The organism is Haladaptatus sp. T7 (genome assembly GCF_026008575.1).
Classification (GTDB): Archaea; Halobacteriota; Halobacteria; order Halobacteriales; family Haladaptataceae; genus Haladaptatus; species Haladaptatus paucihalophilus.
Genome location: NZ_BROP01000008.1, coordinates 121839 through 146145 on the forward strand (window position 1 = coordinate 121839; position 24307 = coordinate 146145).

The 24307-nt window shown below is 62.8% G+C and carries 27 protein-coding genes; 14 read left to right on the plus strand and 13 right to left on the minus strand.

Annotated elements, in window-relative coordinates:
* Nucleotides 1-3 precede the first annotated feature (3 nt).
* From OPC11_RS19260 to OPC11_RS19275, 4 genes are all read right to left on the minus strand, one after another.
* On the minus strand, nt 4-2475 hold the full coding sequence (locus tag OPC11_RS19260; RefSeq protein WP_264783011.1) for a ribonucleoside-diphosphate reductase subunit alpha: 2472 nt from the start codon (nt 2473-2475) through the stop codon (nt 4-6).
* Nucleotides 2472-2969, minus strand: coding sequence for a transcriptional regulator NrdR (nrdR, locus tag OPC11_RS19265; RefSeq protein WP_007977107.1), 498 nt, complete (start codon nt 2967-2969; stop codon nt 2472-2474). Before nrdR ends, OPC11_RS19260 begins: the two co-directional genes overlap by 4 nt.
* Before the next feature lie 248 nt (nt 2970-3217).
* Nucleotides 3218-4981: a Rieske (2Fe-2S) protein gene (locus OPC11_RS19270; protein ID WP_264783012.1), complete on the minus strand. Its 1764-nt coding sequence runs from the start codon at nt 4979-4981 to the stop codon at nt 3218-3220.
* A 63-nt stretch (nt 4982-5044) separates the two neighbouring features.
* Complete coding sequence (locus tag OPC11_RS19275) at nt 5045-5641, minus strand: AsnC family transcriptional regulator (protein ID WP_007977115.1); 597 nt, start codon at nt 5639-5641, stop codon at nt 5045-5047.
* A 275-nt stretch (nt 5642-5916) separates the two neighbouring features.
* Here OPC11_RS19275 and OPC11_RS19280 point away from each other — a divergent pair, with 275 nt between their 5' ends.
* From OPC11_RS19280 to OPC11_RS19290, 3 genes are all read left to right on the plus strand, one after another.
* Nucleotides 5917-6114 carry a heavy metal-associated domain-containing protein gene (locus tag OPC11_RS19280; protein ID WP_007977116.1) on the plus strand — a complete coding sequence of 66 codons (198 nt, stop codon included), beginning with the start codon at nt 5917-5919 and terminating at the stop codon, nt 6112-6114.
* 75 nt (nt 6115-6189) lie between these two features.
* Nucleotides 6190-7194 (plus strand): uroporphyrinogen decarboxylase, encoded by a 1005-nt coding sequence (gene hemE, locus OPC11_RS19285; protein WP_007977117.1) that lies wholly within the window; start codon nt 6190-6192, stop codon nt 7192-7194.
* A gap of 35 nt (nt 7195-7229) precedes the next feature.
* Nucleotides 7230-8051 (plus strand): ABC transporter permease, encoded by an 822-nt coding sequence (locus OPC11_RS19290; protein WP_264783013.1) that lies wholly within the window; start codon nt 7230-7232, stop codon nt 8049-8051.
* Here the strand turns inward: OPC11_RS19290 and hemG are convergent, their stop codons facing one another.
* The 3 genes from hemG to OPC11_RS19305 form a co-directional block, all read right to left on the minus strand.
* The gene (gene hemG, locus OPC11_RS19295) at nt 8052-9341 is read right to left on the minus strand and encodes a protoporphyrinogen oxidase (RefSeq protein ID WP_264783014.1); all 1290 of its coding nucleotides are present in this window, start codon (nt 9339-9341) and stop codon (nt 8052-8054) included. It abuts the gene before it with no gap.
* Complete coding sequence (hemH, locus tag OPC11_RS19300) at nt 9338-10387, minus strand: ferrochelatase (protein ID WP_264783015.1); 1050 nt, start codon at nt 10385-10387, stop codon at nt 9338-9340. The genes hemG and hemH overlap by 4 nt, the downstream gene beginning before the upstream one ends.
* 157 nt (nt 10388-10544) lie before the next feature.
* On the minus strand, nt 10545-10856 hold the full coding sequence (locus OPC11_RS19305; RefSeq protein ID WP_007977121.1) for a helix-turn-helix domain-containing protein: 312 nt from the start codon (nt 10854-10856) through the stop codon (nt 10545-10547).
* A 154-nt stretch (nt 10857-11010) separates the two neighbouring features.
* Between OPC11_RS19305 and OPC11_RS19310 the strand changes: the two genes are divergently transcribed.
* Nucleotides 11011-11457: a universal stress protein gene (locus tag OPC11_RS19310; protein WP_007977122.1), complete on the plus strand. Its 447-nt coding sequence runs from the start codon at nt 11011-11013 to the stop codon at nt 11455-11457.
* A gap of 175 nt (nt 11458-11632) precedes the next feature.
* The gene (locus tag OPC11_RS19315) at nt 11633-11884 is read left to right on the plus strand and encodes a hypothetical protein (RefSeq protein ID WP_264783016.1); all 252 of its coding nucleotides are present in this window, start codon (nt 11633-11635) and stop codon (nt 11882-11884) included.
* A 22-nt stretch (nt 11885-11906) separates the two neighbouring features.
* Here OPC11_RS19315 and OPC11_RS19320 read toward each other — a convergent pair whose 3' ends face one another.
* A complete protein-coding gene (locus OPC11_RS19320; RefSeq protein WP_007977126.1) occupies nt 11907-12449 on the minus strand; it encodes a SprT-like domain-containing protein in 543 nt (180 codons plus the stop codon).
* 163 nt (nt 12450-12612) lie between these two features.
* Here OPC11_RS19320 and OPC11_RS19325 point away from each other — a divergent pair, with 163 nt between their 5' ends.
* The gene (locus OPC11_RS19325; protein ID WP_007977128.1) at nt 12613-12765 is read left to right on the plus strand and encodes a hypothetical protein; all 153 of its coding nucleotides are present in this window, start codon (nt 12613-12615) and stop codon (nt 12763-12765) included.
* A 215-nt stretch (nt 12766-12980) separates the two neighbouring features.
* Here OPC11_RS19325 and OPC11_RS19330 read toward each other — a convergent pair whose 3' ends face one another.
* Nucleotides 12981-13154 carry a hypothetical protein gene (locus OPC11_RS19330; protein WP_232423872.1) on the minus strand — a complete coding sequence of 58 codons (174 nt, stop codon included), beginning with the start codon at nt 13152-13154 and terminating at the stop codon, nt 12981-12983.
* Nucleotides 13155-13472: 318 nt separating this feature from the next.
* Here OPC11_RS19330 and OPC11_RS19335 point away from each other — a divergent pair, with 318 nt between their 5' ends.
* The 3 genes from OPC11_RS19335 (at nt 13473) to OPC11_RS19345 (ending at nt 15380) form a co-directional block, all read left to right on the plus strand.
* Complete coding sequence (locus OPC11_RS19335) at nt 13473-14039, plus strand: HalX domain-containing protein (protein WP_007977132.1); 567 nt, start codon at nt 13473-13475, stop codon at nt 14037-14039.
* Between the two features lie 104 nt (nt 14040-14143).
* A complete protein-coding gene (locus tag OPC11_RS19340; protein WP_264783017.1) occupies nt 14144-14953 on the plus strand; it encodes an alpha/beta hydrolase in 810 nt (269 codons plus the stop codon).
* A 58-nt stretch (nt 14954-15011) separates the two neighbouring features.
* Nucleotides 15012-15380: a hypothetical protein gene (locus tag OPC11_RS19345; protein WP_264783018.1), complete on the plus strand. Its 369-nt coding sequence runs from the start codon at nt 15012-15014 to the stop codon at nt 15378-15380.
* Between the two features lie 97 nt (nt 15381-15477).
* On the opposite strand, the gene OPC11_RS19350 is transcribed toward OPC11_RS19345, so the two are convergent.
* The 3 genes from OPC11_RS19350 to OPC11_RS19360 all read right to left on the minus strand — a co-directional run bounded on the left by OPC11_RS19350 (nt 15478) and on the right by OPC11_RS19360 (nt 17383).
* The gene (locus OPC11_RS19350; RefSeq protein WP_026177949.1) at nt 15478-15963 is read right to left on the minus strand and encodes a GNAT family N-acetyltransferase; all 486 of its coding nucleotides are present in this window, start codon (nt 15961-15963) and stop codon (nt 15478-15480) included.
* A 79-nt stretch (nt 15964-16042) separates the two neighbouring features.
* Complete coding sequence (locus tag OPC11_RS19355) at nt 16043-16567, minus strand: DUF192 domain-containing protein (RefSeq protein ID WP_264783019.1); 525 nt, start codon at nt 16565-16567, stop codon at nt 16043-16045.
* 93 nt (nt 16568-16660) lie between these two features.
* Nucleotides 16661-17383 carry an EthD domain-containing protein gene (locus OPC11_RS19360; protein WP_007977142.1) on the minus strand — a complete coding sequence of 241 codons (723 nt, stop codon included), beginning with the start codon at nt 17381-17383 and terminating at the stop codon, nt 16661-16663.
* 300 nt (nt 17384-17683) lie between these two features.
* On the opposite strand from OPC11_RS19360, the gene OPC11_RS19365 reads away from it, so the two are divergent.
* From OPC11_RS19365 to OPC11_RS19380, 4 genes are read left to right on the plus strand one after another with little or no spacing between them, the layout of a single operon-like run.
* Nucleotides 17684-18934 (plus strand): ABC transporter substrate-binding protein, encoded by a 1251-nt coding sequence (locus tag OPC11_RS19365; RefSeq protein ID WP_007977145.1) that lies wholly within the window; start codon nt 17684-17686, stop codon nt 18932-18934.
* Between the two features lies 1 nt (nt 18935).
* Nucleotides 18936-20909, plus strand: a complete 1974-nt coding sequence (locus OPC11_RS19370) for an ABC transporter permease (RefSeq protein WP_264783020.1) — start codon at nt 18936-18938, stop codon at nt 20907-20909.
* A complete protein-coding gene (locus OPC11_RS19375) occupies nt 20909-21661 on the plus strand; it encodes an ABC transporter ATP-binding protein (protein WP_264783021.1) in 753 nt (250 codons plus the stop codon). Before OPC11_RS19370 ends, OPC11_RS19375 begins: the two co-directional genes overlap by 1 nt.
* Nucleotides 21661-22374: an ABC transporter ATP-binding protein gene (locus tag OPC11_RS19380; protein WP_264783022.1), complete on the plus strand. Its 714-nt coding sequence runs from the start codon at nt 21661-21663 to the stop codon at nt 22372-22374. The genes OPC11_RS19375 and OPC11_RS19380 overlap by 1 nt, the downstream gene beginning before the upstream one ends.
* Nucleotides 22375-22393: 19 nt before the next feature.
* Here the strand turns inward: OPC11_RS19380 and OPC11_RS19385 are convergent, their stop codons facing one another.
* On the minus strand, nt 22394-22876 hold the full coding sequence (locus tag OPC11_RS19385) for a VOC family protein (RefSeq protein ID WP_007977153.1): 483 nt from the start codon (nt 22874-22876) through the stop codon (nt 22394-22396).
* Between the two features lie 99 nt (nt 22877-22975).
* Between OPC11_RS19385 and OPC11_RS19390 the strand changes: the two genes are divergently transcribed.
* Nucleotides 22976-24250: a M24 family metallopeptidase gene (locus OPC11_RS19390; RefSeq protein WP_264783023.1), complete on the plus strand. Its 1275-nt coding sequence runs from the start codon at nt 22976-22978 to the stop codon at nt 24248-24250.
* Nucleotides 24251-24307 lie beyond the last annotated feature (57 nt).

The window sequence follows — 24307 nt, forward strand, 5'->3', positions numbered from 1 at the left end:
GTGTCACTGGCAGGCGTCGCAGGTGGGGTCCTCGACGGTACAGAGATCGGTTTCGCCGTCTCCGTCGTCGGCGTCCCCGCCGTCTCTACTGTCGTCATCCCCGCTCCCGTCACCGTCGGGGTCGGTTCCGAATCCGTCCCGGTGCTGGCTCTTTCCGTATTCGGCCATGTCGAGCGTCGATTTCTCGATTCCCGACGCGCCGAGTGTGCGGAGGTAGTAGGTCGTCTTCAGTCCCAACCGCCACGCCGTCTTGTACACGTCGTCGAGCAGCGTGCCGTCGGTCGAGGGGAAAAAGACGTTGTGCGAGACGGACTGGTCTATCCACGTCTGTCGGTGCGCGGTCAGGCGGAGTTGGTGGCGCGGGTCGATTTCGAACGCACCCCGGTACAGTTCCTTCAGGTCGTCCGGTACGGCGTCGATTTCCTGAATCGTCCCGTCGTGGTACTTGATGCGGTCCACCATCTCCTCGTCCCACAGTTCGAGGGCTTTCAAGTCGTCCACGAGGTGGTCGTTGACGACGGTGAACTCCCCGGACATGTTCGATTTCACGTAGAGGTTCGAGTACATCGGTTCGATGGAGGGCGTGGTTCCGTTGATGGTCGAGACGGTCGCCGTCGGCGCGATGGCCATCGTGTTCGAGTTCCGCATGCCGTGTTCCTCGACGTGTTCGCGGACGACGTACCAGTCGAGCGTCTCCTCGCGTTCGGTCGGAATTTCGCGGCCCCGTTCGGCTTCGAGCGTATCTACGGTATCCTGCGGGAGCATCCCGCGGTCCCACTTCGACCCCTCGTAGGACGGGTAGGTCCCGCGCTCCGCCGCGAGCTTCGAGGAGTTGTGAATGGCGTGGTAGGAGACGAACTCCTGCCAGCGGTTCGCTTTCTCGATCGCGTCCTCGGAGTCCATGGGGATTCCCAGTTCCATCAGCGCGTCGTGGAATCCCATCGTGCCGAGCCCCACCGGCCGATGCTGCATGTTCGAGTGTTCGGCCTCGTCCGTCGGGTAAAAGCAGAGGTCAACCACGTTGTCCAGCATCCGCATCGCGGTTTCGATGGTCTCGGCGAGGTGGTCGCGATTCAGTTCGCCGCCCGAAACGTGCGTCGCAAAGTTCACGCTGCCGAGGTTGCAGACGGCGTGTTCGTCCTCGCTCGTGTTCAGCGTGATTTCGGTACAGAGGTTCGAGGAGTGGACCGTCCCGGCGTGGTCCTGCGGCGAGCGGACGTTACACGGGTCCTTGAACGTCAGCCACGGGTGGCCCGTCTCGAACAGTCGCGTGAGCGTCTTTCGCCACAGTTCTTCGGCATCGACGCGCTCGTACTGCCTGAACTCGCCCGCCTCCGCCTGCTTCTCGTACTCCCGATACTTCTCGGCGAACGCCTCGCCGGACAGGTCGTGGAGGTCGGGCACCTCGTCGGGGCTGAACAGCGTCCACTCCTCGCCCGCTTCGACCCGCTTCATGAACAGGTCCGGAATCCACGCGGCCGTGTTCATGTCCGGCGTGCGCCGCCGCTCGTCGCCGGTGTTGCGCTTCAGGTCGATGAACGCCGGGAAGTCGAGGTGCCAGCAGGCGAGGTAGGCACAGGCCGCGCCGCGTCGCTTCCCGGAGCGGTTGATGGCCGCCGTCACGTCGTTGCTGATGCGGAGGAACGGCACGACGCCGGTCGATTCGACGCCGGTCGATTCGATGAGCGCGCCGCTCGCCCGGAGGTTGGTCCAGTCGTTGCCGAGGCCGCCGCTCCACTTCGAGAGGTGGGCGTGGTGGTTGTACGAATCGAAGATGTGTTCGAGGTCGTCCGAGACGGTCGTCAGATAGCACGAGGAGAGCTGCGGGTGGGTCGAGCCGCTGTGGAACAGCGTCGGCGTCGAAGGGGTGAACTCCAGCTTCGAGAGGACGTCGTAGAACTCCTTGGCCCGGCGTTGCGGGTCGTCCTCTTCGACGGCGAGGCCCATGGCGACCCGCATCCAGAACGCTTGCGGGAGTTCGAGTCGCTCGCCATTCTCCTCGGTTTTGAGGAAGTAGCGCTGGGCCAGCGTCTCCATCGCCATGTACTCGAAGCGCTCGTCGCGGTCCGGTTCGAGATAGGACGCGAGGTCGTCGAGGTCGAATCGCTCGGGTAGTCGCTCGTCGAGGCGTCCGATTTCGACCGCGCGTTCGAGGTTCTCGATGAAGGTCGCGCGGTACTCGCGGTCCAGTTCGTAACCCCGGAGGTTCTCGCCGATGACTTCGTGGTAGTACCCCTGTCGGAAGGCCGCGGCCGCGATTCGTTTGAACGCCGGTTCGCGCTCGACGCGCGCCGAAAGCGCTTGGGTAACGGCCTGATACACTTCGTCTGTGGACGCGCCGTCGTAGAGGGTGCGTTCGATTTCGCTGGCGAGGGTTTCACACTCGTCCTCGGGGAGTGCGGTTTCGTAGCCTGTTCGTGCTCGGTCGAGGATGGACCGTACGTCGATGGTCGTCGTCGGTGTTCGTTGACTCATGGATTATCGGTATCATCGGTTGGATGCGGCGGGTCGTCGTCGAGTTCCGCGTCGAGAACGGCGTCGAGTTCGCGGAGGAATTCCTCGGGTTCGGAAAAGGCCTTGTACACCGAAACGAACCGGATGTACGCGACCTGGTCGAGTTCGCGGAGGCGTTCGGAAACGAGGTCGCCGACGAGGCTGGACGAGACGATTCGAGTTTCTCGGTTTCCCAACTCGGACTCGACCGCTTCCACCAAGGCCGTCACGTCCGCCTCGCTCACGTGGCGCTTCTCCACGGCTCGTTCGATACCCGCGCGGAGCTTCTCGCGGCTGAACGACTCGATGTTCCCATCGCGCTTTTTCACCTGGAGGGAGTCCCACTCCGGACGCTCGTACGTGGTAAATCGAAACGAGCAGCGTTGGCACTCGCGCCGCCGCCGTACCGATGTTCCGTCGGCACTCGTGGTGTCGATGACTCGCGTCCGCTCGTTCCCGCAGTCCGGGCAGTCCATAGTTGTCACTCCTTGTACCTCCAGTCTTGTAAGCCCACATGTGGGGCGTACCCTGCTCCAACCGCTATATGTGGTGTCCCGACGGGCACCCATAAACTTTGCCCAATTCAATTGCAGTAAAACAAATTTGTTTGTATTAGGGCGATAGAGATCACCGGCTCGAACGACGAAAACGGCCGCGGACGCCGCTGTCGGAGCCAGTTATTCGAAAATCGGACCGTCTCGATTCCGACGACGGGAGACGGCGCTCAGTCCATCTCGTGGATGTTCTCGCCGCGGTTGAGCCGTTCCGCGATTCGGAACGTCTGCTCGCCCGCTCGCCGCGTCGGCGTGTGGGCCGAGAGGTAGCGCGCGGTGGCGATGAGGTGAATCCGCGCCCTTCGTTCGCTCTCTTCGGTTCCTTCGGCCGCGAGCGCGTCGTACTGCCCGAAGGCCACTTCGACGTTCTGTCGGGTGTGGAAGCCGACGTCCTCGCGCACCAACGCCTCCCCGAGTTTTCGCTTCAGTCGGTCCGCGTCGCCTCCGGCGGCGAGGTAGTCCGCGGTCGATTCCCCGGCGAGGTCCACCTCTTCGTCGGCTTCCACCTCGAAGGTCTCCATCAGCTCGTCGAGCGCGGCGTCGGGGTCACGGTCCTCGTCCGGGTCTGGAATCGGCGTCGGCGGCGTGTTGAGGAATCGGTCGAGGTAGACGTTCATCGCGGCATCGAAGACGCCGCGGTACACCTCCGGTGCGTCAGTCCGCCGGGAGAGCCCGTTCACCGCGTTCGCGTAGGTGTACGTGTGATGGACCGTGTTCCAGTCGCGGAACTCGTTCGACGTGCCGAAGTGGGCGACCCGTCGCGCCGCGGCGAACGTCACGACGCGGGCGAGTTCGGTCGCCGTCGCGCCGTTTTCGATGGCGTCCGTCACCGCGTCCACGATGGCGTGCGGGTCCTCGCCGAGGAGCACGTCCACGAAGTCGTCGGGTTCCTTCCACGTCTTGCCCCCGCCCGCTTCGAGCAGGTCCGGCAGTTCCTCGGCGGCGTCGAAACACAGTTGCGCCACGTCGATGGGCTGTCGCCACGAGGAGTTCTCCTCCGCGCGGTTGGCCGACGCCAATCCGGGGACGAGGCTGGGGAGCACGTCGTCCGCGCGCTCCCACCCGATGTGGTCGAGCGTCTCGAACGCCTTGTTGATGAAGTCCAACCGGTGGCCGGTATCGAGGTACAAGTGGTCCGTCGCGGCGGCGACGAGCATCCCCGCGATGTCGGACTCGTCGAGGTCCGCCGTGATTCCCGCTCGAAGGACGCGCTCCGCGCCGTCCGAGTCCCGAACTTCGATGTTGTCGCGGAACCACTCCGTGAGCCGTTCGGCCGACACGTCGTCCGTCGAAAGCGCCTCCTGCACGAAGAACGGCGGTTCGCCGGAACAGTTGTCCGCCACCTCCGTCAATCCGACGTAGAGCGCCCGGCGGCGGTCCTCCGGGCGGAGCGCGGGAAGGAGGTTCGTCATCACGCCCAGCGTCGTCAGTCCCCGACCCCACCCGGCTTGGCGGTAGTGCGTTCCGAACTCCGTCCCGAGTTCCACCGGGACGGTGGACGGAACCTCCTCGGACTCCAACCCGATGACCGATTTGGCGACGACGAGGCTGATGTTCTCTCGAAGGCCGTGTTCGAGTCGATTCCGCCAATGTTCTTCGGGCGGTTCGTCCCGCGGTGGATTCGGTTGGATGTATACGTCCCCGTCCCGGACCTCGACGGGATAGGTCCGCACGTCGTCGGCGAACGGGTCGAACGTGTCCCCGCAGGACAGTTCGAACCGCGCGTGGTGCCAGTGACAGGTGAGGATGCCGTCGTCGACCGACCCCTTCGTGAGCGGGAACCCCATGTGCGGGCACCGGTTATCGACGGCGTGAACCTCTCCTTCGTGGAAAAAGAGTCCGATGGAGTGGCCGTCCGCCTGGACGATTTGCGGGTTATCTTCCCGGAGGTCGTCCGCGTCGGCGACCCGGACGAACGATTGTTCGGTTGCCATGTCTCGTCGTTTGGTACATGGCACCAAAACCCTTCCCTGAAACGGATTTATGTAACTCCCGTGTCAGTCGGCGGCACCTTCCTGTAGTCGTTCGTATCGCTCGGCGAACTGCCCTTTGCACGACGAACAACAGAAGTGGTACAGTTCGCCGTCGATGCGCGTCGATTCCCCCTCGTTCGTGACGGTGTTGCCACACTCGACGCAATCCGGGGCGAACTCGATGGTTCCCGGTTGCGGGTTCCACTCCTCGTCAACGAGCAACTGGACGTCGTAATCGCGTACGGCGTCCTCCTCGATGGCGTCGGAGAGCAGCGCCTCGACCGCGTGTTCGTGTAAGTTCGCCTTGCAGACGATGTGCGCGTCGGCGGTGACGAAGACGTGTTCCACGCCGTCGAACGAACCGAGCGAGCCCTTGATGGCGTCCACGTGTCCCGGTTTGGCGTTGACCGTGACGAGCAACGAGAGGCCGTCGATGAGAATTCCTTGGTCCAAATCCGCGGTGAACCGGCGGATGATACCGATTTCTCGTAACCGTTCCACGCGGTCGGAGACCGTCGGCGGCGAGAGGCCGACCGTTTCCGCGATTTCGTTGTAGGGGCGGCGTGCGTCCTCTACAAGCAACCGGATTATCTCCCGGTCAGTGTCGTCGAGTTGTCGCATTACAACTCAGTTAGCGTTATAGAATAAAAACAGTTTTCGTTATCTCGCTTCTCTGCCGCTGACTTCCTGTGTATATTCGGTGAAATACAAAATTCCGCTTGTTTAAAAAACGAATTATCCTCGAACTCCTCTCTCCCTTCGACGACTTCCGCTTCCGCGCCACGTCACCCTCACGAGTCCTCTTTTCACGCCTCCTTTCCCCCGTTCGGATTCGACGGAACGGCTTTGGATATTTTTCCGAAATCGCAAAAAGCAACGGGTGAGTAACCGTGAGTATGGTTCGAACCATCGATGTGGACGGAATGAGTTGCGGTGGCTGTGAGCAGAACGTCGTCGAAGCGCTCGAAGACGTTTCGGGCGTCTCGGACGCTAGCGCGGACCACGAGGCGGGAACGGCGACCGTCGAAGGCGACGCGAACGACGCCGATATCGTCGCCGCCGTCGAGGACGCCGGGTACGACGCCTCGGCCTGAAACGCTCTCGCTTTTTCCGCCGCTCGAAATAGGACGAGTCGAAACGCTTAGACGCTATCCGGCCAATCTCGGCACATGAGCGACCTGTTGGTTCGGGCGGCACGCGGCGAACGGACCGAACGCCCACCGGTTTGGTTGATGCGACAGGCCGGACGATACATCCCTGAGTACCGCGACATCCGCGAACAGTACACGTTCAAGGAGGCCATCAAGAATCCCGAGGTGGCCGAGCGGATAACCCTGCTCCCGTGGGAGCTGTTCGAACCGGACGGTCTCGTCATGTTCTCGGACATCCTCACCGTCCTCGAACCCCTCGGTTTCGACTACCGCATCGAGAGCGGCGTCGGCCCCGTCGTCTCCAATCCCGTCACCGACCCGGGCGACGTGCCCACCGAGTTCGCCGACGTCGCCACGGAAATCGACTACGTGGGCGACCTATTGGCCCGATTGCAGTCGAGTATCGGCGACGAGACGAGCATCATCGGCTTCTCCGGCGGTCCGTACACCCTCGCCTCCTACGTCGTCGGCGACGAACCCACGTCCAGAAAACCGATTCGGCGGTTCCGAACCAATCATCCCGAGGCGTTCCGCGACCTCCTCTCGATGTTCACCGACGTGGTGGAGGAGTACGTCCGGTACCAAGTCGAGCAGGGTGCGGACGTGGTGCAGGTGTTCGACACGTGGGCGGGCGTGTTGACGCCGGACGACTACCGGGAGTTCGTCCTGCCGCTCCACCAGCGCATCTTCGACGCAATCGACGTCCCCTCCATCGTCTTCGCGCGCCACCCCGGCGGCAAACTCGACCTGCTCGCCGAATCGGGCGCGGATGTCGTCGGCCTCGACTGGACGGTGGACATGGCCGACGCCCGCGAGCAGCTGGGCGACACACCGGTGCAGGGCAACCTCGACCCCTCCTACCTGCTCGGGAGTCCCGAGTTCGTCAAGGAGAAGACCCACGAGGTCATCGAGAAGGCGGGCGATTCCGGCCATATCCTCAATCTCGGCCACGGCATCGACCGAACGACGCCCGTCGAGAACGCGACGGCGTTCGTGGACGCGGCGAAGGAAATCGAACGATAGGCATCTTTATAGCAAAATAGCGTCAGTTCGGATTTATGTCCCTCCGATTGGTCGCCCGAAAGGATTTTTTCGATTTTGCTCGGAAGAAGTCGTTCTGGGCCGTTTCGGTCGTCCTCTCCCTGCTCGTTGTCCTGTGGTCGTACTTCTATACGATTCACTCCTACAGCACTGGAAGTGCGGTTGATGTGGTGGAGTACGTCTACTCCGCGGCACAGGTGCTCGTTCCGCTCATCGGACTGTTCGTCGGGTACAGCGCGGTCGCCGGTGAACGCGAGTCGGGGTCGCTAAAACTGCTGCTCGGCTTGCCACACTCTCGACGGGACGTGTTCGGCGGCAAGTTCCTCTCTCGCTGCGGTGTCGCTCTCGTCCCTTCGTTGGCGAGTTTCCTCCTCGCCATCGTCTTCATCGTCTCGCAGTTCGGCCGCTTTTCGCTCGGACCGTACGCGCTGTTCACGGCGGCGACGGTCCTCCTCGGTGCCGTGTACGTTGCAATCGGCGTCGGACTGTCGGGACTGGCGAAATCGAACCGCCGCGCCGGAATCCTCGCGGTCGGCGCGTTCGCCCTCTTCCAGTTGTTTTGGGGTGTGCTGGTCAATATCGTCGCGTACTTCAAAACGGGTTCTTCGACGATGACCTACCCGATTCCGGCGTGGGCGTATCTCGTACAGTGGCTGAGTCCGTCCGGCGCGTACGAGGGATTGCTTCGTCTGTCCTTGCTCCCGTCCCTCCGAATCGCCTCGGGCGGTCAACCCCCGGCGTATCTCTCCCTGTGGCTGTTCCTCGTCGTCCTGCTCCTCTGGGGAGTCGTCCCGCTCGCTTTGGGCTACTGGCGGTTCGAAAACGCCGACATCCAGTAGTTACTCCGCGAACCGCTCCGCCAGCGCCTTCGCCTCCCGAATCCGGCTCGGGACGCCCATCCGCGCGGTGTAGTTCGTGGCGAGGTGGATGCCGTCCGGGGCCTCGAACTCCTCCAGCGCGTCCCACGATGCGTCGTAGGCGGGGAATCCTCGGTCGAGTTTGTTGACGCTCACCACCTCGGCCTCGGTTCCCATCACCGCGGCAAACTCCGTCGCGGCGATGTCGCCGAGCGTTTCGTCGCTCTCTTCGAGCAGTTCGGGCTTTTTCATCCCGCCGAGGAAGACGGTGTAGACCCCTCCTGCCTCGTCCGCGCCGTCGTCCGACCGTCCGGTCCGGCCGAACATGCTCGCGTTCCACGAGACGCCGAGCGTGTCGAGGTCCTCGTCGTGGCGGACCTGATAGCCGAAGCCGTCCCGGTCGGAATCGGCGCGGAGGTGGACGAACGCGAGCGGGTTGTAGTTCAGCCGCCGGAGCGCGTCCGCGCTCTCGGTGAGCGGGGCCAGCAGGTCGGCGCTCACTTCGGCGGGCGTCGTGACAACCACGTCATCGACCTCGAACGATTCGTCGTCCGTTTCGAGGACGTATCCCGCACCGTCCTCCCGAATTCCGGTGACGGGGGTTCCCAGATGCACGTTCTCGCGGTGGGCCTCGTACAGGGCCGTCGGAAGCTGTTGGACGCCCTCCTCGAAGGACATGGGGGGAGCCGAACTGCCCCCCGCCATGGCGCGTTTCAGGACGGGGGTCAGCAGGTCGCCGTACTTCTCTTCCATCCGCAACACGCCGGAGAGCGAGTGTTTGACCGGCATGTACTCGGGAAGCGATCCGTACGTCCCGCCGAACAGCGGGCCGATGAGGTTCTCGTACGCCTCCTCGCCGAACTTCCGGGTGAACATCTCCGCGGCGGTCTCCTCGGGGTCCGCGGGGGCGGTCTGGGGTTCTTTCAGCACGTCGAGCTTGCCGCGCCACGAGAGCAGGTCGGTGTGGCCGAACTCCTCGATGGTGAACGGTGCGCGCCGGAGGTCGCCGTCCGCGTAGACGAACAATTTCGTGTCCCCGGCTTCGATGACCTCGCCGTCCAGCCCGAGGTCGGTGACGAGTTCGTCCACCGGTCCCGTCCGTCGGAGTCGCTGTGGGCCCCACTCCAGCAGGTAGCCATCGACGCGCCCGCTCCGAATCACGCCGCCGGGTTGGTCGTCGGCTTCGAGGACGACGTACTCGGTTTCCGTCCCGTCGAGGTGGTGGGCGAGCGCCAGCCCCGTGATGCCCGCGCCGATGATTCCGACCGTCATCGGCTGAACGGGGCGTTGAGGCACATCGTGCCGGGCGTGTCCTTACACTGGCACTGGCGGAACTGGTAGTAGGAAGGGTCGAAGTCGGCGACGAACGGCTCCACGAGGTCGGCGAGGACGCCCGCGAATCGCTCGTCGTCGTGCGGGACGGGAACCCGGTAGAAGTCGAGTCCGACTTCCTCGGCCTCCTCGCGGAGTTCGTCGTCCAACTCCGAGAGCGTCTCGCTCTGTTCGTGCATGAAGCTGATAGGTTCGACGACGACGCGCTCGGCGTCGATGTCGGCGACGACCTCCTCGACGTCGGGTTCGGTCCACGGAATCTTCCGGTTGCCGTGGTTCTGGAAGCCGAGCGAGTACGACTCGGCGCCGAGTTCGCTCGCCATCACGTCACAGAACTCCTCGACGTAGACGTCGTAGCGACTCCCTTCGTCCAGATAGTGACTCGGCGTCCCGTGAGCCGAAAAGAGGAGTTCGGTGTCGTCGTCGGTCACGTCGATGCCCTCCTCGTCCGCGAACGCTCGGATGTTCTCCGCGCGAATCCGGTTGTACGTCGGGTGTTTGTGCCAGCCGGTGATTTCGTGGACCGGGACGTCCCAGTCGCGGTCGTCCACCGCCTCCGTGAGTTCTTCGAGGGAGGCGACGGTGGTCGAGGCACCGCAGAGCGGGTAGACGGGCAGGCCGATGAGTTCGTCCACGCCGTCCTCGTGAGCCTTCTCCACGGCGTCGGCGATGAACGGTTCGGTGAATTGGAAGCCAGTGTAGGTCGTCGCGTCGAACCCCCGCGCGTCGAGTTCGTCTTCCAGCGCGTCGGCCTGCGCTTTCGCTTGCGGGTCGAGCGGCGACCCGCCGATCTCCTCGTACTCTTCGATGAGACCGGGCGCGCGTCGTTCGGCCAGTTGCCGGGAGCGCTGTCGCGCTTCCTCTTCGGTGGTGTCACCTTCGAGGTCGGCGTTATTCATGAAAATGCGCTCGAGATAATCGAGGACGCTCTCTCGCGTCGGTTCGTCCGGCTCTCCGAAGTTGAGTACCACGACGCCAGTCGTCATAGTCGAATGTCGGGACGGACGCGCCGAATAGTTGTCGTTTGCGGGACGAACCGGAAGGCGTTCGATGAACCGCGATGCGTCTCGACGTTCGAAATCGTACAGTGCGGGCGCGCTTTTTCCCGCCGATACGAGGACGCGTTTCAGCGGGAAGACGTTCTCAGAGCCACTCGTCGGCCCACAGTTCGAGTTCCTCGAAGATGGGACAGAGCGAGCGACCCTTCTCGTTCAGGCTGTAGTACGTCGCTATCGGCGCGTCCTCCTCGGTACGGCGACTGACGAATCCCATCTCACCGAGGTCGTCCAGCACGCGCGAGAGGGTCCGCGAACTCGCTCCCGTGGAGCGCTTGAGTTCGTTGAATCGCTTCTCGCCATCGTGTAAATCGTGGAGGACGACCAACCGCCACTGCGACCCTATCTGCTCGATGGATTTGACGACTGGACAGACGTTCTTCTCGACGGACTCGGACATTCGTGTTCTCGTTCCATCCAACTCCGCGGAGGCATAAATCGGTTCGTATTCTAACCACGTAACGAAATGATACCGCTTGTCCCTCGCGCGAGCGGGGAAACTCGGCGCGAACGAAAGCTAATTTATTTATCCTTCGACTCTGGCAATATCTGGTGTGAAACGAGCACTCGCGGTCGTCGAGGCATCCGAATCGGCAAAAGAATTAGTTCGGGAAGCGGGCGAATTGGCAGCGGGCGTCGGGGCGGAACTCGTCTTGCTCCACGTCACGACCAACGAGGAGTACGAGGAGACGCGCACGTCGTTGGAAGGCATTCCGAATCTCGAAACGTCCTACACCGCCGGGCAGGCGCTCGAAGGTGCCCGACAGTTCGCCCAAGACATCGGGCGCGAAGTCCTCGACGGTATCGACGTCGAATACGAGGCCATCGGGCGCATCGGGGACGAGCGCGATCAGATTCTCGACGCCGCCACCGAACTCGACTGCGACCACGTGTTCCTCGCGGGCCGAAAGCGCTCTCCCACCGGGAAAGCCCTGTTCGGCGACCGAACGCAGTCGGTCATCCTCGATTTCGACGGCGCGGTCACTGTCGTAACGGAATAGTTACCTGTCTTCGTTTCTTCACAATCGCAACTGGTAAGTTGATGCTTCGATGACGGTCGTACGTATGTTCGGACGATTGTTCGGCCGTCACCCCGTCTCTTCGCCGATACACTTGTCCCGAGACGAACTGTTCAACTTGTGTCGCGTCGAGCGCCGCCGTCACGCGATTACCATTATGGCAGACGTCGAGGACGTGATTCCGATGCGAACGCTCGTCGACGAGGTGACGTCCCGGGAGTTCGGTCCCGACTGGACCACGAACCAACGGACCACCGTCTACACGACGTTCTATCAGCAACACGTCTCCGTCCTGGACGACGCCGACGTTCTCTCCGCCCCTGACGGCCCCAGCGGGTCCCTCTATCCGGAAGCCAACGCGGAACCCCTCGCCGAACTGCTCTCGTTTATCGAGACGATTTCCGACTGAGCGACCGTCTTTACCGCCCGTTTCACCAATCGTTCCCCAACTTTCTCCGCGCGACCAGATACCCGGCGTGCGTTCGCCAGCGCCGTCCGCTTTCGACGTGCTCGACTCGATAGCGCGCGCCGCAGTTCCCACACCGCCGCCGCTCGGGTCGTTTAACTGCCTTCGACGCGCGGAAGCGACGCGCGTCCCAGTCACAGGACGAACAGACGAGTCGAAGTCGTGCGTCCGCGAACGACCGACAGTGGCGCGGCGCGTCGAGTTCCCTCGCTTTCTCGGCGAATCGCGGGCCGTGACCCGATTCGCCGAACCGCTGAAACTCCCACGCGTGTACCAGTTCGTGTCGAATCGTTCCCGTGAACTCGTCCCATCCGAACGAGCGATAGGCGTCCCACGTCAAGCGAATCGTCACCCGTGCCGCCCGCCGGTCGTACAGACAGGCACCCGCACGGCGCACCGCCCGGTCCGAGCACTCCCACTCTACGGCGTCGAGGTCAACCGCTATCGGAACCGTCTCCGCGTAGCGTTCGGCCGCGGAAAGCAGTTCCTCGCGGGTCTCCGGTTCCATCGACGGGCGGTTCGAATCGGCGAACTATAGAACTCCCGTCTCCGCGGCGGCTCTCCCCCTGATCCGACCGTTCCCCCTGTCCCGACTATCTTCCGTTCGCCGCATCTCCGATTCTACCGTCCCCTCATATCCGCTCCAACTGACCGTTCTTGCAGTACGGACAGTGAGCACCGGGTCCCGGACGCGTGCAGACACGGCCGCACATGGTACACGCCCTGACGACGCGTTCCCGTCGGTTACGCTCGGCTTCGAGGACTTCGACCCGCTCCTCGGCTTCCGCGAGGCGGCGACGGAGCGACTCTATTTCGGCGCGTAGCTGATCGAACAGCTCGCGCTCCGTTATTCCTCGTCGAGAGTCCGCCGGGTCGATTCGTGGCCGCCGCGGACGCCACCGACCGTGCTTGTCTCTCGTCATACCTTCCGTCGAAGAAACGTGACGGACATGTATGAATGGGTCGGCGGTTTCGTGATTCCTTGCGATATACCGCACATGCGATAGAAACCGACCCGTCGAATGAAACGCGGAGTCGGCTACTCCGTCTCGTCGTCCGGGCGTTCGACTTCGAGCGGCGCGTAGAGCCGCTTTCGCGCGTCGGGAAGATAGAGTCGTTCCTCGACGAGATTTTCGTCTTTCAGTTTCATCAATGCGTCTCGCGTCGTGCGGGCCGGTAGCAGGGCGTCGGTGCGCACCTGCTGCTGGGTCATCGGTGCATCCTCCGTGAGAACCCGGTAGACGAGTTTTGCACTGGGTGGCAGTTCGATAAGTCGCTCGAATCGTTCTTGGGGGGTTGTGTTACTGCCGGAGTGTCCGGCAAAAACGACCACTGGTTTTCGACATACCAGTTTCTCATTGGATGTCATCTGTGTTATTTATTTCGGTACTGTCGAACTGATAGAAGAACCGAGTATGGACCTGTCTTTCGCCATTCACGGATTTCGTAACCACAAGATATAAAGATGCTTTAGCGAATGGTTCAGTAACAAACCGCGGTCGATGGATAAACGGGACCTCTGGAACCAATTATGGCTGTTGACGAACCAACGATTCTCGTCGTCGATGACGAGGCAGACGTTACGGACTTGTATGCGACGTGGTTAGAAGATTCCTACGACGTCCGACGCGCATACGAGGGCCGTGAAGCGCTGGACATGCTCGACGATGAGGTCGATGTCGTTCTCCTCGACCGTCGGATGCCCGGCCTCTCCGGGGACGAAGTGCTCGCGGAACTTCGAAGCCGCGACCTCCACTCCCGTGTGGTGATGGTGACGGCCGTCAAGCCCGACTTCGACATCATCGACATGGGATTCGACGACTACCTCGTCAAACCGGTTTCGAAAGACGACCTCTATACGACTGTGAGCGGGATGTTGTCGCGGGTCGAATACGACTCCCAGATGCAGGAATATTTCTCGCTCGCCTCCAAACTCGCCGTCCTCGAAACCGAAAAGGACGAAGCGAATCTGCGCGACAACGAGCGGTATCAGGAACTCAAGCGGGATGTCGAACGCCTCCGCGAGGTCGCCGACGACTCGCGCGAGAACTTACAGAACCACGACGATTTCGTCGGCGCGTTTCAGGACCTCGACTGACATCATTTCGACCACCGTTACCTCGCTCGATTTCCCCCGATTCCGCCGACCCCGCTCTCGCTCCCCTCCGACGTGTTTTTTACGCTCGCTACGGCCGTCTCAGTATGAACCTTCCCGACGGCTGGACGACGAACACCGCCCGCGTGAACGGCGTCGAGCTACGGTACTACCGCACCGGCGACGGGCCGACGCTGGTTCTGGCACACGGCTTTTACAGCAACGGTCGCTGCTGGGAGCGGTTGGCCGCGGACCTCGCCGACGAGTACGAACTCGTGATGTACGATGCCCGCGGGCACGGGCGGTCGGACGCACCGGAGTCGGGGTACGGCATCGAGGACCGAGTCGCCGACCTCGTGGGACTCGTGGGGGCGCTCTCGCTCGACGACCCGATTCTGGTGGGCCACTCGATGGGCGGTTCGACGGCGGCGTGGACGGCCGCGACCCATCCCGACCTCCCGCGTGCCGTCGTCCTCGAAGACCCTGCTGGCGTGCACGGCCCTCCCGATACCGGACCCGACGAGCGGGCGCGGATGGTCCGCGAAAACGTCCGCGAGTGGTCGAACCGGTCGCTCGAAGCACTCGTGGCCGACCACGACGACCGAGAACCGGCGCTGGCCCGACGCCTCGCGGTGGCGAACGCCGAGTGTCGCCCGCAAATCGCGGAGATTGCCCGTGAAGGCTATCCCCCGTTGGCGGACGCGTTCCCGGATATCGAGTGTCCGACGCTCGTCCTGAAAGCCGACGCCGACCCGGAGACGCGGGCGGCCGACCTCGACCTCGCCGACGAACTGACGGACGGACGACTAGTTCACGTCCACGACGCCGGACACTGCGTGCTCCGTGACGAGTACGAGGCCGCATACGTGGAACTGCGGACGTTTCTCCGTCGGTTGTCGTTCGACGCCGATTACTGACAGATTCTAGACTTCACTATCCGTAATAGTAAAGCGCTAGAGTTCACAGACTTCGGACATGGGTGACGAGGAGGCGGACGAGATACTGGCCGCGCTCGGATTGGACGAGGAAGCGACCGAATCGCCGGAACGACGGTTCGAACGCCGAGTGGTCGCGGCGATGGTGGACGCGCGGCGCGCCGGTGTGGACTACTGGCGGTTGTTCGAACTCGTCGAACGACAGCAGCGGGCGGCGGTTCGAGCGTCGTTTTCAGGGGGCGAGTTCGGCGACGACCACTCGACGGTGGACGAGGAGACGATACAGTACTCGCAAGTGGTTCACGCCACCGCACGCGCGCTCGACGCCGGGGCGTCGGAGCGCAGACTCCTCTTCAACCTCGCCAGCGCTTACCAGTTGTTCGAGGACGACTGGTCGGGAGAGCAGTAACTGTCGGTGTAGCGATAAAGAAAACCTCGTGTACCCCTACCCGAGGTAAGCTGAAATTGACGTGGATACGATAAATGCTTTGTGTTCTTCACTCCGGTTAGAGCGCAACCGTGTACACCGATTCGTCGTACTCTCCGGGACCGATTTCGACGGTCGCTTCGTCCGTTTTCTCGAATCCGAGTCGCTGGTAAAACTCGATCCCCATATCGTTTTGAGAGAGCACCATCGCCCGGATTCGCTTCATGTTGATGTCCCGGAAATCGCCTCGTAATCGCTCGTAGAGTGCGGTTCCGATGCCATCCCCCCAATGGTCCGGATCGACGTACAGTCGGAGCAAGTCACCTTCGTCCTCGTAACAGACCGCATGACAGAACCCGAGAAGTCCGTCCGCTCCCGTTGCCACGAGAAACACGGTTCCGGGTTTCTCGACGGCCGCCGCGAGCGACTCGTCCGAGTACCAGGACGATACCGTCCCGTCGATGGACTCGTCATCGACGAAATTCTCGTATGCTTCCTTCCACGCACGCCGTGCGACGTTCCGGACCGATTCGAAATCCTCCCCGTTCGCTGGTCGTATCTCCATTCGCAGTTCCCCCGGCAGTCCGTTCACCGTGCTCTGTGGTAACGATGCTGAATCACAACCGTCGTTGCAGAACGAAAAGTCAGTTTTCCTCGGTCGTCGGCCGCTCCCCCTCGAACACGAGTTTCGTTCCCGGTTCGATGCCGACTCGCTCCGCGAATCCTTGCCGCATCTCGACGACGTACTTCGCGTCCCCGTCGCTTCGATAGGTCCGCAGTTCGCTGTCGCTCGCGTTCGGCTGCGTGTCCGCGTGAGCGACGTTGAGGACCGTCCCGTTCGGCGAAACGAATATCATATCGAGCGGGATGAGGGTGTTTTTCATCCAGAACGACTGCACCGACGGGTTCTCGAAGACGAATATCATCCCGTGGTTTTTCGGGAGCGACTTCCGGTACATCAGTCCGCGCTCGCGCTCGTCGTAGGAGTTTGCGACTTCGAGTTCGACCGTCGTTCGGTCGCCGTTCGTGACGAACGCCGCGGTGGCGGTTTCCTCTACCTTGGTGGTTCCGGTGGTCGATTGGTTCCCGCCGTCGGTTCCGAACCCGCCTCCGACGCATCCGGCGAGCACGACGAGGCACACGACCGATAGGACCGCACTCACGCGCATGGCTCTCGAAACGCGCGCGACTGACAAAAATACGTGGTGTCGTCGGACCATCCCCGCTGGGGGCTTCCAAACACGTCCGACCGAAATCCGCGCTCAGTCTCGCGTCTCGTCTTTCTGTACCGTTTCCTCGCCGATGAAGCGCGGTCGCTTTTCGAGCGCGAGGAAGTTGTTCACGTCCTCGCGGGCTTCCTTGGCCTTGCCTTTGTCGGGGTCGTAGTCGCGGCTGCCCTCGCTGCCGAGGGCGTCGTGGAGCGCATCGAGGTCCTCGAAGTAGAGTTCGGCGATGCCGTCGAACTCGGCGTTCTCGGGGTCGGTCGGGAGCACGGTGTCGTATTTGACGACGCCCTCGATTTCGCGGGCGATGGGCGTGTGGTTGTTCTGCCAGTGGTCCACGAACTCCTCGTGGCTCATGCCGTCCTTGCGAACGAGGAAGGCGGAGTGTTTGTACAGGCCGTCGGTTTTGCCGTCAACCTCGTCCTTCTGGGTGACGACTTCGCCGATGAATCGCGGTCGCTTTTCGAGTGCGAGGAAGTTGTCCACGTCCTCGCGGGCTTCCTTGGCCTTGCCTTTGTCGGGGTCGTAGTCGCGACTGCCCTCGCTGCCGAGGGCGTCGTGGAGCGCGTCCAAATCCTCGAAGTAGAGTTCGGCGAGACCGTCGAACTCCGCGGCGTCGGGGGTCACCGGGAGGACGGTGCTGTATTTGACGACGCCTTCGATGTCACGGGCGATTTCCGTGTGGTTGTTCTGCCAGTACTCCACGAACTCCTCGTGGCTCATGTCGTCCTTGCGCACCAACAAGGCAACGTGCTTGTACATTTCGTTCGAGGGCACAGTCCGTGCTGTGATAAAAGGCGCGAAGCATGTCGGCTCAGGCGACTTTCGCCCGGAAATTCAACACCATCGTTTCCGCTGTTTGTCGTCCTCTCTTCGGTCGGTCTCTCCTTCGACCCCGACCGACGACGAGGAGTAGAAACGGAGACGTCTGTGAACGCTAAACTCGACGCCTCCGGCGTGTTTCTCACCTTCGTGTAAATCTTCCACCGCTGTTGGGTGCATCAAAAACATTCACTTACGAATACACAATCATTTATTATGCACCATTTGCTCCTTGTTGCCATGGCTGACAGTAATACGGGACAGGCGAACGGTTTCAAGACGACTCGGCGCGCCGTTCTGGGTGCGGTCGGGGCGGGGGGAATTGCCGGGGTTGCTGGCTGTCTCAGCGACATCGGCGGCGGAGGGGGCGGGAGCGATACGGTAAAGTACGGGGTTCTCAACCCGATGACCGGACCGTACGCGGGACTCGCGAAGGAACAGAGAAAGGGGGCGAAACTCGCGGTGAAGACGATAAACGACAGCGACGAGTACGATTTCACCATCGACGCGCAGTATGGCGACACGCAGGCGGACGCGGAGACCGGGCAACAAGAGGCGCGGAAATTGGTCGAACAGCACGGTGCATCGTTCGTCATGGGAGCGATTTCCAGTTCCGTCGCGCTGGGCTTGAACGAGTTCGCAACGGAGGAGAGCGTGGTCTACTCCCCCGGAGCGGCGGCCATCCCCATCACGGGTGCGAACTGTAACAAGTACGTGTTCCGCTGTGAGACGAACACGGCCCAAATCGCCGAGGCGTGTTCCGAATGGACGCTCAACAACCTCGGGAGCAACGTCTGGTTCCACATCGCGGATTACGCGTACGGGAAATCCGTCCTCAGCGAGTGGCGCTCGCGGATGAAGGGGTCGAGCGCCGACTTCTCGGAAGCGGGCGTCACGCGGGCCAAACTCGGCGCGAAGAACTTCGATTCGTTCATCAGTCAGATCAAGAACTCCGACGCCGATGTCGTCGTCGTCGGTTCGACGGGCGGCGACCTCATCGAGTTCCTCAATCAGGCGAACGCGCAGGGACTCACCGACCAGAAGAAGGTGATGACGACCACGGGGTCGTTCCAAGTCATTCGCGGGGCGCTCGGCGAGAAAGCCGACGGAGTTTACAGCGGGACGCGATACGTCCCCAAAATCGACGCGGGCGACAATCAGGAGTTCGTCGAAGCGTACAAGAGCGCCAACGATAGCGAACCCGGCAACTTCGCGCGGGTCGCGTACGACTCCATCCGCATGGTCGCAAACGGAATCAAGGAGGCCGGAAGCACCGACCCCGACGACGTTGCCGACACGCTCGGCGGACTGAAGATGCAGTCCCTCTTCGGGGAAAACGAGTTCCGGAGCTGTGACCATCAGGCGAAAAACCCGGTCTGGGTCGGACAGAACGTCTACGAGAGCGGTCCGATGGCCGACGTGAAACTCATCGAGAAGGTGAGCGGCGACGACGCGATACCGCCGTGTGACCAAACCGGCTGCCAGCTCTGATATGGCGGGGGTATTCTTCGAACAACTCCTGAACGGGTTAACCATCGGCGCGGTGTACGTCCTGTTAGCGGCCGGTCTCTCCATCATCTTCGGCGTGATGGACGTCATCAACTTCGCCCACGGGGAGTTCTTCGCGCTCGGCGCGTACCTCGCCGTCGCCATCGTCGCCGTCGGCACCGGCGGCGGCATGTTCTGGCTCGCGTTGCTCGTCGCGCCGCTCGTCGTCGCCCTCATCGCGGCGGTCATCGAGCGCGGCACCATCCGCCCGCTCTACGGGCGAAACCCGCTGTACCACATCCTCCTCACGTTCGGGTTGGTCCTCATCTTCGAGGACGTCATCTCGTTCGTCTGGGGGGACAACGCCAAGCAGTTCGCCCAGCCACCGCTCCTCCGCGGTCCCGTCGATTTGCTCGGGTTCAGCTACTCGAAGTACAACTTCTTCGTCATCGCCATCGGCGTCGTGATGGCCGTCGGAACGTGGCTCCTGTTGAATCGCACGCGGTTCGGCCTCGTCGTTCGCGCTGGTGCACAGGACCGCGAGATGGTTCGTCACCTCGGCATCGACATCGACCGCTACTACACGTTGGTCTTCGCTTTCGGGGCGTTCCTCGCCGCGCTCGCCGGAATCGTCCTCGGCGCGAAACAGAGCGTCAACCCGGGGATGGGAAACTCGGTCATCATCCCTGCCTTCGTCATCGTCGTTCTCGGCGGATTGGGAAGTTTCCGCGGTGCGGTGGTCGGCGGGTTCGGCGTCGGTCTCATCGAGACGTTCCTCCGGAGTCCGCCGTTCGGCTTGGACGCGTTTCTGCCGAATCTCGAAGGCTTGGTCATCTTCCTGTTGATGATCGGGGTCTTGCTCGTTCGCCCGCAAGGGTTGTTCGGCAACCCCGAGTGGGAATCCTCGGACGGCGGCGGCGAACTGCTGACCGGCGGCGGTGGCGGCGTGTTGGACGGCCAAACGCGCTTCCGTCTTGGCGCGCTCGTCGTCGCTCTCCTCGCGCTCGCACCGCTCGGAATCGGCGTCCTCTACACATCCTACGAGGTGAACTCGCTTCTCCTGACCACGCTGGTCTGGGCGCTGTTCGCGTTGAGCCTCGACTTCGTGATGGGCTACGCCGGACTCGTCTCGCTGGGCCACGTCCTCTTCTTCGGATTGGGCGCGTACAGCACCGTCCTTACGGTCGAAAACGGGATGCCGTCCGTCTTCGTCGCCTTGGGCGTCGGGATGGTCGTCGCGGCCCTCGTCGCGTGGGCCGTCGGCCACCTCTCGATTCGCGTCTCCGGCGTGTACTTCTCGATGATCACCCTCGGCTTCGCGGAACTGTTCTTCCAACTCGTCCAGAAGGTCGGCTTCACGGGCGGCAGCGAAGGGCTGTTCGGATTCGACCCGGTGTACGGACTCACGAGCGGGCCGGAGGTCGGCGACGTGTCCCTCCTCGGCGACATCGAACTGTACTACTACTTCGTCCTCGCCGCGGTCGTCGGGTCGTACCTCCTCGCCAGACGGATGATGAACGCGCCGTTCGGGAGCGTGCTCCAGGGCATCCGCGAGAGCGAGGAGCGCGCCTCGTTCATCGGCTACGACGTGACCGCCTACAAGCGCCGTGCGTTCGTCGTCAGCGGCGGACTGGCGGGTCTGGCTGGTGGCCTCTCGGCGATTCACACCGGCGGCGTCTCGCCGTCAGTCTTCGCGTGGATAAACTCCGGCGAGGTCATCGTGATGACCATCCTCGGCGGGATGGGTACCCTGTACGGACCGATGATCGGTGCGGGCGTCTTCTTCGGCCTGCAGGAACTCCTACAGTCGTTCACCGAACAGTGGCAGGGAATCCTCGGCGTCGTGTTCGTCCTCTTCGTCATCTACGTTCCCGAGGGCCTCGTCTCGGTACCGGCGATGCTTTCCCGGCACACCAACGACGAGACCGGCGGCGGTCCCGAACCGGTCGCGGAACCCGACTCGGAGGTGAGCAACTGATGGCGCTCCTCGAAACCACGGACCTGACGCGGCAGTTCGGGAACTTGGTCGCCACCGACAACGTGAATCTCGCCGTCGAAGCGGGCGAGTTTCGGAGCGTTATCGGCCCGAACGGGGCGGGAAAGACGACGCTGTTCAACCTGATTTCCGGCGCACTCTTTCCCACCTCGGGGACCATCACGTTCGCGGGCGAGGACGTCTCTCGACTCCCGCCGCACGAACGGGTTCGTCAGGGTATCGGGCGGTCGTTCCAGATAACGACGGTTTTCAGCGGTCTCAGCGTTCGTGAGAACGTCCGACTGGCCGCACAGTCCGGCCAGCGGTTCTCCCCGCGACAACGACTGTTCCACCCGACGGACGACTTTCCCGCTGTCGAAAAGCGCGTCGAGGAGGTCCTCTCGCAAATCGGCCTGACGGAACGGGCGGACGAACGCGCCTCCGCGCTGGCCTACGGCGACCGACGGCGACTGGAAATCGGCCTGGTGCTCGCCACGGACCCGCGGGTCGTCCTGCTGGACGAACCGACCGCCGGGATGAGCGTGGAGGAGACGCAAGCGACGATGGAGCTCATCGACGACGTCCTCGCGGACCGGACGGTGTTGCTCATCGAACACGATATCGACCTCGTCATGAACGTCTCCGACCGAATCACGGTGCTCAACCGCGGCCGCGAACTCGCGACCGGAACGCCGGCGCAGGTGGCGGCGAACGACGAGGTGCAGGCCGCGTACCTCGGAGGTGTTCGGACCTGATGCTCTCCATCGACAACCTGCGCGCGGGGTACGGCGAAACGGAAGTGCTCTCGGGCGTCTCGCTCGACGTTCCGGAGGGCGAAGTCGTCGCCCTCATCGGTCGAAACGGCGTCGGAAAGACGACCACGCTTCGCTCGATTACAGGCGCGCTGACGCCGAGGTCGGGCACGATTCGGTTCGACGGCGAGGACATCACCGGCTGTTCCCCCGTCGAATCCGTCAAGCACGGTATCGCGCTCGTCCCCGAAGAGCGACGGGTGTTTCCCGGTCTCACGGTCCGTGAAAATCTCTCCGTCGGGGCGCTCGGCGGGAACGACAGCGCGCGGCGAAAATCCGTCGAGGAGGTCCTCTCCGCGAGCGCGTTCGAAAACCTACAAGAACGCAAAAACAGCCGCGGCACCGACCTCTCCGGCGGCGAACAGCAGATGCTCTCCATCGCCCGGGCGCTGGTCTGTGGCGCGGATTTGCTCATGCTGGACGAACCGACCGAGGGCCTCGCCCCCCTCATCGTCGAACGCGTGGAGGCGCTCATCCGCGACCTGAACGAGGAGGGAATTACGGTCTTCCTCGTGGAGCAGAACGTCGCCGTCGCGCTCTCGCTGGCCGACAGGGCGTATCTCCTCGACCAAGGGCGAATCGTCTTCGAGGGGACCCCGCAGGAGTTGGAGGCGAACGAGGAACTGATGGACAGACACCTCGGAATCAGCGTCTAAGCGCATCTTTCGTCCGATTCTATTCCCGACCTCCTTCCCCGACTCGACTCCCGTTGACGAACAACTCCCGCGGCGGACGCCGGTTTTCGTGGTAATCGTCGTGGTACTCCATCAACTGGAAGAGCGCGCCGCTCGGGTTTCGCGGCGAGACGAACGCCTCCGTCCACGTATCGAATTCGGCTCGGTCGATGACGCGAATCCCGTGTTCGCGGAGCGATTCGACGACGGCGGCGATGTCGGCGACTTCGAGCGTGACGTGGTGCAGCCCCGGTCCGTGTCGGTCGAGAAAGTCCGTGAGGAAGGTGTCGTCGGCTATCGGTTCGATGAGTTCGAGTCGGGAGGCGTCGCCCAACCGATAGTACGCCCACCGAAACCGCTCCTCGACCGTTTCGACCGAAAGTCGCTCGCAGCCGAGGGCGAGCAAAATCGGTTCGGCGTCCTCGATGGATTCGACGGCGATGCCGACGTGGTCCACTCGAATCGGCGTGTCGTGTGTGTTCATTGCCCATGACGAAGGAACGGACCATCTTGAACGTGTAGGCGACAATCTATCACGGACGATTCGGGAAATTACATAACGCCGCTCCGTGTACGGTTTCGCATGGGGTTCTATCAACGCGATTTCATGGAAGGGACGCGCGGAACGATGAGCGTCGATTGGGAGGAACGAATCGACATGCAGCGGATGCGCGAGGAGCGCAAGGAGCGCGCTCTCACTCGGATGCGCGAAGCGGGACTGGGGAGCATGCTCCTCATCAACGACCCGAACGTCCGCTACGTGACGGGGCTCGCCATGACGGGCGGGTCCGGGGCCGACCACTACACCCTGCTCACCGAGGACGGCGATATCGTCCACTGGGACACGGCGGACCACGCGAGCAACCAACAGTTCAACTGCCCGTGGATTTCCGACATCCGCTACGCCTGCCCCGGCCTCGGGAACGTCCCGCGAGCGTCCGGGCGCGACTCCGCCCGCGACTGGTTGAAGGACAAGATGGCCGGACTCGTCTACGAGGCGATGGAGGAGTACGGCGTGGCGAAGGAACCGATGGGAATCGACATCGGCAACGCTCCCCTCATCTCGAAGTTCGAGGACCGCGGCGTGGACGTCCGCACCGACGAGTGCGCGAAGGTAATGGAGGACGCCCGCAAGGTGAAGACGCGTGACGAAATCGAGTGTCTGCGGATGGTCGCCGCGCTCTGTGAAGCGGGCTTCCAGCGTATCACGGAAACCGCAAAGCCGGGCGTCCGCGAGTCGGAAGTGTGGGGCGAAGCCACCCGCGAACTGTGGGGGCTCGGCGCGATGGTCCAAGGCGGCTACGTCACCTCCGGCCCGAACACGTGGCCGAAACACCAGGCGAACACCACGGACCGCATCATCCGTCCCGGCGACATCGTGTACGCCGACTTCTACAACATCGGCTTCATGGGCTATCGGTCCTGTTACTACCGAACCTTCAGCATGGGCGAGCCGACGCAAGCCCAGCAGGACGCCTACGAAACCGCCCGCGACAACCTCTACGACGTGCTGGAACGCATCGAACCCGGCGCGACGACGGACGAGATTTGCAAGGGCTTCCCCGACATGGAGGGCGAACACGCCGACTGGTACGACGCCACCGACCACTGGCAGATGACGACCAACCACTGGGCGCACGGCCTCGGCCTCCAACTGTACGAAGTGCCGCTCATCTGGCGCGGCATCTCGCCGGACCACCCCATCGAAATCGAGGAGGGCATGACCATGGCCGTCGAGACGATGGAACCGGCGGACCGACAGGGCGTCCGCGTCGAGGAGATGGTCGTCGTCCGCGAGAACGGCGTCGAGATTCTCAGCCAGTGGCCGGTCGAGGAAATCACGCAGATAGAGTACTGAGCCGAGACATCCTCGTTTAGTGGCGCTCGCCACGTTCCATTTCGAACTCGTGCCGCG

Coding starts and splice junctions, on each gene's coding strand:
- OPC11_RS19260 (WP_264783011.1), bottom strand. CDS start 2,475: ATGAGTCAACGAACACCGACGACGACCATCGACGTACGGTCCATCCTC.
- hemE (WP_007977117.1), top strand. CDS start 6,190: ATGAGCGACCTGTTGGTTCGGGCGGCACGCGGCGAACGGACCGAACGC.
- OPC11_RS19340 (WP_264783017.1), top strand. CDS start 14,144: ATGAACCTTCCCGACGGCTGGACGACGAACACCGCCCGCGTGAACGGC.
- OPC11_RS19380 (WP_264783022.1), top strand. CDS start 21,661: ATGCTCTCCATCGACAACCTGCGCGCGGGGTACGGCGAAACGGAAGTG.
- OPC11_RS19385 (WP_007977153.1), bottom strand. CDS start 22,876: ATGAACACACACGACACGCCGATTCGAGTGGACCACGTCGGCATCGCC.
- OPC11_RS19335 (WP_007977132.1), top strand. CDS start 13,473: ATGGCTGTTGACGAACCAACGATTCTCGTCGTCGATGACGAGGCAGAC.
- hemH (WP_264783015.1), bottom strand. CDS start 10,387: ATGACGACTGGCGTCGTGGTACTCAACTTCGGAGAGCCGGACGAACCG.
- hemG (WP_264783014.1), bottom strand. CDS start 9,341: ATGACGGTCGGAATCATCGGCGCGGGCATCACGGGGCTGGCGCTCGCC.
- OPC11_RS19390 (WP_264783023.1), top strand. CDS start 22,976: ATGGGGTTCTATCAACGCGATTTCATGGAAGGGACGCGCGGAACGATG.
- OPC11_RS19290 (WP_264783013.1), top strand. CDS start 7,230: ATGTCCCTCCGATTGGTCGCCCGAAAGGATTTTTTCGATTTTGCTCGG.
- OPC11_RS19350 (WP_026177949.1), bottom strand. CDS start 15,963: ATGGAGATACGACCAGCGAACGGGGAGGATTTCGAATCGGTCCGGAAC.
- OPC11_RS19315 (WP_264783016.1), top strand. CDS start 11,633: ATGGCAGACGTCGAGGACGTGATTCCGATGCGAACGCTCGTCGACGAG.
- OPC11_RS19355 (WP_264783019.1), bottom strand. CDS start 16,567: ATGCGCGTGAGTGCGGTCCTATCGGTCGTGTGCCTCGTCGTGCTCGCC.
- OPC11_RS19280 (WP_007977116.1), top strand. CDS start 5,917: ATGGTTCGAACCATCGATGTGGACGGAATGAGTTGCGGTGGCTGTGAG.
- OPC11_RS19270 (WP_264783012.1), bottom strand. CDS start 4,981: ATGGCAACCGAACAATCGTTCGTCCGGGTCGCCGACGCGGACGACCTC.
- OPC11_RS19345 (WP_264783018.1), top strand. CDS start 15,012: ATGGGTGACGAGGAGGCGGACGAGATACTGGCCGCGCTCGGATTGGAC.
- OPC11_RS19365 (WP_007977145.1), top strand. CDS start 17,684: ATGGCTGACAGTAATACGGGACAGGCGAACGGTTTCAAGACGACTCGG.
- OPC11_RS19375 (WP_264783021.1), top strand. CDS start 20,909: ATGGCGCTCCTCGAAACCACGGACCTGACGCGGCAGTTCGGGAACTTG.
- nrdR (WP_007977107.1), bottom strand. CDS start 2,969: ATGGACTGCCCGGACTGCGGGAACGAGCGGACGCGAGTCATCGACACC.
- OPC11_RS19360 (WP_007977142.1), bottom strand. CDS start 17,383: ATGTACAAGCACGTTGCCTTGTTGGTGCGCAAGGACGACATGAGCCAC.
- OPC11_RS19305 (WP_007977121.1), bottom strand. CDS start 10,856: ATGTCCGAGTCCGTCGAGAAGAACGTCTGTCCAGTCGTCAAATCCATC.
- OPC11_RS19320 (WP_007977126.1), bottom strand. CDS start 12,449: ATGGAACCGGAGACCCGCGAGGAACTGCTTTCCGCGGCCGAACGCTAC.
- OPC11_RS19370 (WP_264783020.1), top strand. CDS start 18,936: ATGGCGGGGGTATTCTTCGAACAACTCCTGAACGGGTTAACCATCGGC.
- OPC11_RS19275 (WP_007977115.1), bottom strand. CDS start 5,641: ATGCGACAACTCGACGACACTGACCGGGAGATAATCCGGTTGCTTGTA.
- OPC11_RS19330 (WP_232423872.1), bottom strand. CDS start 13,154: ATGACCCAGCAGCAGGTGCGCACCGACGCCCTGCTACCGGCCCGCACG.